This is a genomic window from Leisingera sp., assembly GCF_034669605.1.
In the GTDB taxonomy this organism is placed as follows: Bacteria; Pseudomonadota; Alphaproteobacteria; order Rhodobacterales; family Rhodobacteraceae; genus Leisingera.
The window spans coordinates 1-7,026 of the sequence record NZ_JAXMOX010000220.1 but is presented as its reverse complement, the minus strand read 5'-3'; the positions used below and the strand labels follow the sequence as shown (position 1 = coordinate 7,026).

Genomic DNA, 7,026 nt, shown 5'->3' with positions numbered 1-7,026 from the left:
GCAATGCGCACCGCATCCTTGCGGAATTCGTCCGTCCGTTTCAGTCCCATAGTCAGTCTCCTTTGTTGCAGTAAATGCTATCAAAGGAGCGGCATCAAACCGTGACAGGTCCACCATGACGCTAAACTGGATGATGGTCAAACCACTATAGCCAGTCTCGGTCCTGGCACTGCTGTATCCCGAAGATCCGAACTTCAGTCCTTCCACTTTCTTAGCCAAGACCCACTTGGAACCGGCAGCAGAAAGATGCTCTACAAAATGCAATCCATAGCCGGTTTGCCTGAATTTGACACCTAAGGAGCCTGCGTGCCTCCGCGCAGTTTCTGACCTGGCTAAAACGGTATTGAGATTCTCAAAAACGTCTGGTGCGTGTGGTAAATTTAGAGGTGCTACAGATCGCACATCTCCGGAAGAAGGCATTCAATTTCCTTTCTTAAATTCGTTCAAAGCCGGATTGGCGCGTACGCACGCAGGAGCTTGCATACGTAACCCGCTAAATGGGGAGGGACGGAACCATGGACAGGCCCGGTCCCAAAACCGACCTACTTTTTCCAGCCGAACCCTATGAAACTCCTGCGACGAAAGATAAACGTCCAAGCCTTGTGCAGTTCAGAAACTATGCCGAAAGCGCAAAACGCTATCACAGCGAAGTAAATCCCTTTGACGCCCCAAGCACCCCAGGCACCCCAGCTTTGTATTTGCCATAGGCCATCGCCAAAGCGTGTTGTTGACCAGAACCAACGCCACACCCAAATGGCCAGCGAGAAATAGATCGTTCCCCAGACATGATGCCCCAGACCTACAGCGTGGTCGTTGCGTTCACTATAGACCTTGCTGGCTCCGCAACCTCGGCAAACCGGGAATTCACCCGCATCAAAGCCGCAGAATGGACAAAGGCCATCTACACGCGCAGGCAAGAATTTTGGACATGGATCGAACATCCCGGCTTTCCCAGTTTATCACATTCTCTATTACTTTCAGAGCAATATCCCGCCACGCCAAATTGCACAACAACCAGAAGACGAACATTCACCTCCCCGCATGCTTCACGACCGGATGAAAGCCTGGAAACCTTGCAGTGAACTCCATTTTCACTTCCTCGGCGGTCAGATCCGCACGGCGGGCCTCCACCACGAAGCTGCCATTGATAGGGATATCGGTGACTCCCTGCTGCAACTGTCGACCCAGGACGCAGAGAGCCAAACCTCCAGAAGGCCTATCCAGAGGTGACAGGCTTCCAGATCGAGGAGGTAGCGGCAGATCATGGCGTCTCTGGCACCTCCACCCCTGTCAGTCTTCTTACGTCAACTTCTCGCATTCACTCTCTTATTCTGGAAACGACCACTCCGCTGCATACGCCTCTCTTCCCCCCGGCGCTTTGAGGCGATTTCGACAATAGCAGGGAAAGACCGAATATGCTTGTGGAACATAATCCAGTTATCCCAAACCTTATCTGATATTAGTTTCTTCACATCCGAAACTTTAAATGAAACATTAGGAATAGAAACTTCCACATCACCGACCCAGGGAACACCACACCTATCCAGCTCTTGCTTTACTGCATTCGCTAAAGCAGCAAAATCCAACTCAAGCTCATACTTATCCTCTTCCCTTCGAACATTATCAAATGAAAAAGGAGTCAAGCACAGCCTAGCGATTCCCTTGAAACCAGCCAAATCCTCAGAAATCGTCATTCGGCGATCTTTGAATTTCACAGACGAGAACACCCTAGAAACCAGGGCAACAAACAAAACCTGGTTAAACTTCCCTTGCGTCCACCCAAATTTTGCAGCCCCGTTATCCAAAAGCCAAGCCACATGCCAACTAAAGACAGCAGAGTTTGAGCTTCGCAACGCTTTGACCACAGCATCGCGGTTCTCCTGACTGGGGAAAAAGTTAACCTTGTAGGGGGTCAAGACACCCGTCCAAAATGAAGCGGGACTCAACCCCTGTTTCAAATCCCTCATACCACCACAAGCATCAGCCAAAAGAAGGATGTACTCTGGTCGGATTGAGCCATTTGCGCTGGAGAACGCCTGAACCCAATCAGTAATATTTGGTATACCATCCGCTTCAAGCAGGAAATCTTTCACCCCATCAGCAAAAGCCGACGAATATTTCTCATGCTCATTCGCTGCCGGGGTACGCCGATACATTCTTGAAGCAACGAGAAACTCTGCGAACGAACGGTGGCCAAAATAGTATGTTTCATACCCTTTCTTTTCAAGAATTGAACCCGTTAGCATCTCCCGAACCCCAGCAGCCAAATCATCATCCCAGAGTGCTATGTCGGAACGAATACTGCGAGGAATCTGCCCAACCTCAAAGGAAGTGGCAGCATCACGCTCGGCCCATAGCCAAAAGGCAATGTCTTCAAGGAACTTCAAACGATGTTCGGAAGAGATCGCAGTCCTGGCAGACTTCTCGGCTTCTCGGTCGTATATCGCTTCAATAAAGCTCTGATACAAATCCCACCTCGAGAAGCTTCGACGAAAATGATCAAGGTCAAACTCAACATCTATCGCAAGATCCGTTAAGATTTTCGAGTGTACCGGTTTCTTGAACAACTCTAGATTCTTATCTGCAATTTGGTTTGTAAGCTCTGCTCTAGACTGCCTCCCTTCATCCGGCATCGCTTCGGACAAAAACGTCATCAGATACTTGTTTATGAAGCTTTTCCTCTCTTCTGGTGAAAAGTCTAGCAAAGCGATCTCATGGAATTTCGGCCAATCAGGCAAATTAACCCAATTATCCTTCATCCGCCGCTGTCCCTTGAGGACATACCTCTCCTCTTCTTCACTGATTAGAGAGCTTGGACGACCCAGAAGAACAATTTTAGAACGATCCGATTTCAGCTTTAACAGGGTGCGTATCATTTGCCTAAAGTCCGCCCAACTCATGGCGTGCTTCATTTCGTCAAACCCGTCGAGAATGATGATGTATCGTCCCTTTTCGTTCAGCTTCGAGAAATTGGAAAAGTTGAAATTCGGCACGGGATGTGAGTGCGTAAAATGCCCGCCGAGTATCCCTTCAATACTGCTGAAGTGTGTAATTTCCCCCAGCTTCAACACAATCGGTTGACGCGATGTTGGATCATCAAGAGCTTTTTCGGCAAATTCCGCCGCCAACTTGGTGGCAACGCTCGTTTTACCTGACCCATAACCTCCAAGAATAGCTAGTGGCCGAAAGTCATCTTCATTTATTAACCACTCTCGGATCGCGGAAATAGCACTGCTTTCTTGGTCAAAACAGCCAAGCGTCTGCTGATCAAAAGCCTTCAAAGACTCATCAAGTGAACACCTGACTTCAAAACCCGCCTCTATATAATAATCATCTAGACGAACCCCGCTACAGTTACTCATTAAAGTATGCATGTAGTTGTTCAAATTTAAGGAAGCGTTCTCTATCTCTGATAGAGTTTGATGCCGCACTTCCGTCCGCTCTTCCTCGAGATAGGTTCGAGCGTCTGTATGCAACCCATTCCTTGTCACGATGATAAGCTTGCACGGAGCATTCCGTTTCAGAATGCCTTCATAGTCCACACAAATATGGACCACGTCAGAACGTCCGAGTGGCTGGCCATAGTCTTTTGCCTCAACATAGATACGCTCAACGTGACCGAATTCTTCTTTCTGGAAGAAGATATCCACCTTTTTTCCGCATGCTCTGTATTCCTCACGCGGCTGGCCATAGTGAGTGGATAGAATTTCTGCAGCCATGTTGCGAAGGCTATCACCGGCCTTACCGGTAGATACGTGTCTGATCGAACTAACCAATTTTGAAATCCGTTGTCTGTAAACAGAGTCGGAGCCTGCGAGCTTTCCCGGTCGATTGCAATACTATGAGGTTGGCGATGCCTTCCAGAAGTGAGGCTCGCTGGTGGCTTCCAATGCCCTGACACTACGGCCTCGCCCACATCTGACATTACGCTGGACACTACAGGAGCATTCACGAACAGCAGTTAACCATTTAAAAACATCCGGTTACACGATTATCCCCAAAAACATGGCACATTCCGGTACTCGCCTCCACCTGCACTCAGTTGCAATTGCCGTTCTAATTCAGCCCCTTACATCCGCCCGAGCGTGCCATAGGCTTGCTGAATCCGCCAAACCCGCGCACCTTGCCGGCAGTTTGGCAGCCGCCGTCAGGACAGGTGCCGGGAATGGCCCTGGCAGCTAGGCTTTCAGTCTGAAGCGCTGGATTTTACCGGTTTCGGTCTTTGGCAGTGCCGCGGTGAACACAACCGATCGCGGATACTTGTAAGGCGCGATCGCCGCCTTCACATGGTCCTGCAGACGTTTCACCAGGTCCACCGACGGCACCTGCCCCTCGGCCAGCACCACATGGGCCTGCACAATCTCGCCGCGGGCCTCGTCAGGGGCGCCGATCACCGCGCATTCCGCCACCGCCTCATGCGCCAGCAGGGCGGCTTCCACTTCAGGTCCCGCAATGTTGTAACCGGCCGACACGATCATGTCGTCGTTCCGGGCGGCAAAGTGCAGATAGCCGTCTTTGTCCCGGATGAAACTGTCACCAGTGATGTTCCAACCGTCCCTGACATATTCTGCCTGCCGGTCATCAGCCAGGTAACGGCAGCCGGTCGGTCCCTTTACTGCCAGCCGCCCGACCTCGCCGCGCGGGGCCTCGGTGCCGTCTGCAGCCAGCACCTTCACCTGATAGCCGCCGACCGGTTTGCCGGTGCAGGCAGGCCGGTGGTCGCTGAACCGGTTGGTGATGAAGATATGCAGCATCTCGGTCGCGCCGATCCCGTCCAGCATCGGCTTGCCGGTCTTCTGCATCCACTCCTCATAGACCGGTGCGGGCAGGGTTTCCCCGGCTGAAACTGCCGCCCGCAACGACGACAGATCCGCCCCCTCCTCCATCGCCCGCAGCATCACGCGGTAGGCTGTCGGCGCGGTGAAGCAGACCGTTGCCTTGTATTTCTCGATGATCTCGATGAGGTTCGGCGGGGTCGCGTTTTCCAGCAGCGTCGCTGCAGCGCCAAACCGCAAAGGAAAAATTGCCAGCCCGCCAAGCCCGAAGGTAAAGGCCAGCGGCGGCGAGCCGACAAAGACATCTTCGGGCTGCACATCCAGCACTTCGCGCGCATAGCCATCGGCGATGATCAGCAGATCGCGGTGAAAATGCATCGTCGCCTTGGGCGACCCGGTGGTGCCGGACGTGAACCCCAGCAAAGCCACGTCATCACGCCCCGTCCGCACCGCCTCATATGCCACCGGTTTTTCCAGCGCCAGCCGGTCCAGTTCCGCATCGTGATTGGACGTTCCATCAAAGCCCACTACGGTTTTCAGGAATTTCGAGTCTTTGGCGCAGGCGACCAGTTCGTCCTTCAGCCGGGTGTCGCACAGCGCATGGGACACCTCGGCCTTATCGACAATCTTGGCCAGCTCCCCCTTGCGCAGCATCGGCATGGTATTGACCACCACCGCGCCCGCCTTGGTCGCCGCCAGCCAGCAGGCCACCATCGCCGGGTTGTTGGCCGAGCGGATCAGCACCCGGTTGCCCGGTTTCACCCCCAGATCCTCGCTCAGCACATGCGCCAGCCGGTTGGTCCAGTCTGCCAGCTCCTTGTAGGTGCGGTAGCGGCCGTTGCCGATCAGCGCAGTGCGGTCGCCAAACCCCTTCTCCACCATCGCATCGGTCAGCTCAACCGCGGCGTTCAGGTGGTCGGGATAGTCAAACCCCTCCAGCAGAAACCCGGGCCACTGATCTTCAGGCGGCAGGTTATCCCGGGTGAAAGTGTCTTCATGCGCTGATGGTCCCAGCATCTCAGTTCCCTCCCTGAAAAGCGGCAAGCGCCTGGCGGGCGATCACCACCCGCTGCACGTCCGAGGCCCCTTCGTAAATGCGCAGGGCACGAATATCGCGGTAAAGCTCCTCAACCTTCTGGCCCCGGCGCACGCCGTCTCCGCCATGCAGCTGCACCGCCCTGTCGATCACAGATTGCGCCTGATCTGTGGAAAACAGCTTGGCCATCGCCGCCTCCCGTGTCACCCGCGCGGCGCCGGAATCCTTGGCCCAGGCGGCGCGGTAAACCAGCAGCGCGCTGGCATCCACATCCAGCGCCATGTCGGCAATATGCCCCTGCACCATCTGCAGATCAAACAGCGGCGCGCCCTGCACCTGCCGGGTGGTAACCCGCGCCAGCGCCTCGTCCAGCGCCCGGCGCGCAAACCCCAGCGCCGCCGCCGCCACGGTCGAGCGGAACACATCCAGCACCGACATCGCGATCTTGAAGCCCGCGCCGGGCTGCCCCAGCAACGCGGACTTCGGGATCCGGCAATCGGTAAAACGCAATGTTGCCAGCGGATGCGGCGCGATGGTTTCCAGCCGTTCCGCCACCTCAAATCCAGGCAGATCGGCCGGCACAACAAAAACACTCAGCCCCCTGGCTCCCGGCGCCTCGCCGGTGCGGGCAAACAGCGTGTAGACATCGGCAATACCGCCATTGGAAATCCAGGTTTTCTCGCCATTCAGCACGTAATGGCCACCGTCCTGCGTCGCAGTCATGGTCGAATTGGCCACATCCGAGCCCGACTGCGGCTCGGTCAGCGCAAAGGCCGAAACCGCCTTGCCTGCGCGGGTCAGCGGCAGCCATTCACCCTGCTGCTCCGGAGTGCCGAACAGCGAGAGCGCACCGGTTCCAAGCCCCTGCATGGCAAAGGCGAAATCCGCCAGCCCGTCATGCCGCGCCAGCGTCTCGCGGATCAGGCAGAGGCTGCGCACATCCAGTGTCTCCCCGGCCATAGCACCGGAATGCTGCGTCCAACCACCCTCTCCCAGCGCAACCACCAGCGACCGGCAGGCGGCATCGGGGTCCGAATGATCAATGCCCGCCAGATGCGCCGCGGCCCAATCGTCCAGCTCCGCCGCCAGCGCGCGGTGGCGGTCTTCAAAGAACGGCCAGTTCAGAAACGTCCTGTCCGCCATGGCGCGGCCCTCCCTGTTTCATCTTCCCCAAATACTCCCGCCGGAGGCGCCCGCACCCTCCTCCAGCAGATC

4 protein-coding genes and 1 pseudogene are annotated in these 7,026 nt (G+C 55.4%); all 5 read right to left on the bottom strand.

The window, feature by feature from the left end; genetic code table 11:
• Positions 1–420 (bottom strand): annotated as a pseudogene (locus tag VOI29_RS20825) (hypothetical protein); the annotation flags it as partial.
• 122 nt (positions 421–542) lie between these two features.
• On the bottom strand, positions 543–941 hold the full coding sequence (locus VOI29_RS20820; RefSeq protein WP_323783274.1) for a hypothetical protein: 399 nt from the start codon (positions 939–941) through the stop codon (positions 543–545).
• Between the two features lie 363 nt (positions 942–1,304).
• Positions 1,305–3,719 (bottom strand): NACHT domain-containing protein, encoded by a 2,415-nt coding sequence (locus VOI29_RS20815; protein WP_323783272.1) that lies wholly within the window; start codon positions 3,717–3,719, stop codon positions 1,305–1,307.
• Positions 3,720–4,178: 459 nt separating this feature from the next.
• The gene (locus VOI29_RS20810) at positions 4,179–5,792 is read right to left on the bottom strand and encodes an AMP-binding protein (RefSeq protein ID WP_323783269.1); all 1,614 of its coding nucleotides are present in this window, start codon (positions 5,790–5,792) and stop codon (positions 4,179–4,181) included.
• Position 5,793: 1 nt separating this feature from the next.
• The gene (locus VOI29_RS20805) at positions 5,794–6,954 is read right to left on the bottom strand and encodes an acyl-CoA dehydrogenase family protein (RefSeq protein ID WP_323783266.1); all 1,161 of its coding nucleotides are present in this window, start codon (positions 6,952–6,954) and stop codon (positions 5,794–5,796) included.
• Positions 6,955–7,026: the final 72 nt, after the last annotated feature.

What these genes read in the sequence shown, in the direction of transcription:
- VOI29_RS20815 (WP_323783272.1), bottom strand. Translation starts at nt 3,719, where the DNA reads ATGGCTGCAGAAATTCTATCCACTCACTATGGCCAGCCGCGTGAGGAA.
- VOI29_RS20820 (WP_323783274.1), bottom strand. Translation starts at nt 941, where the DNA reads ATGTTCGATCCATGTCCAAAATTCTTGCCTGCGCGTGTAGATGGCCTT.
- VOI29_RS20805 (WP_323783266.1), bottom strand. Translation starts at nt 6,954, where the DNA reads ATGGCGGACAGGACGTTTCTGAACTGGCCGTTCTTTGAAGACCGCCAC.
- VOI29_RS20810 (WP_323783269.1), bottom strand. Translation starts at nt 5,792, where the DNA reads ATGCTGGGACCATCAGCGCATGAAGACACTTTCACCCGGGATAACCTG.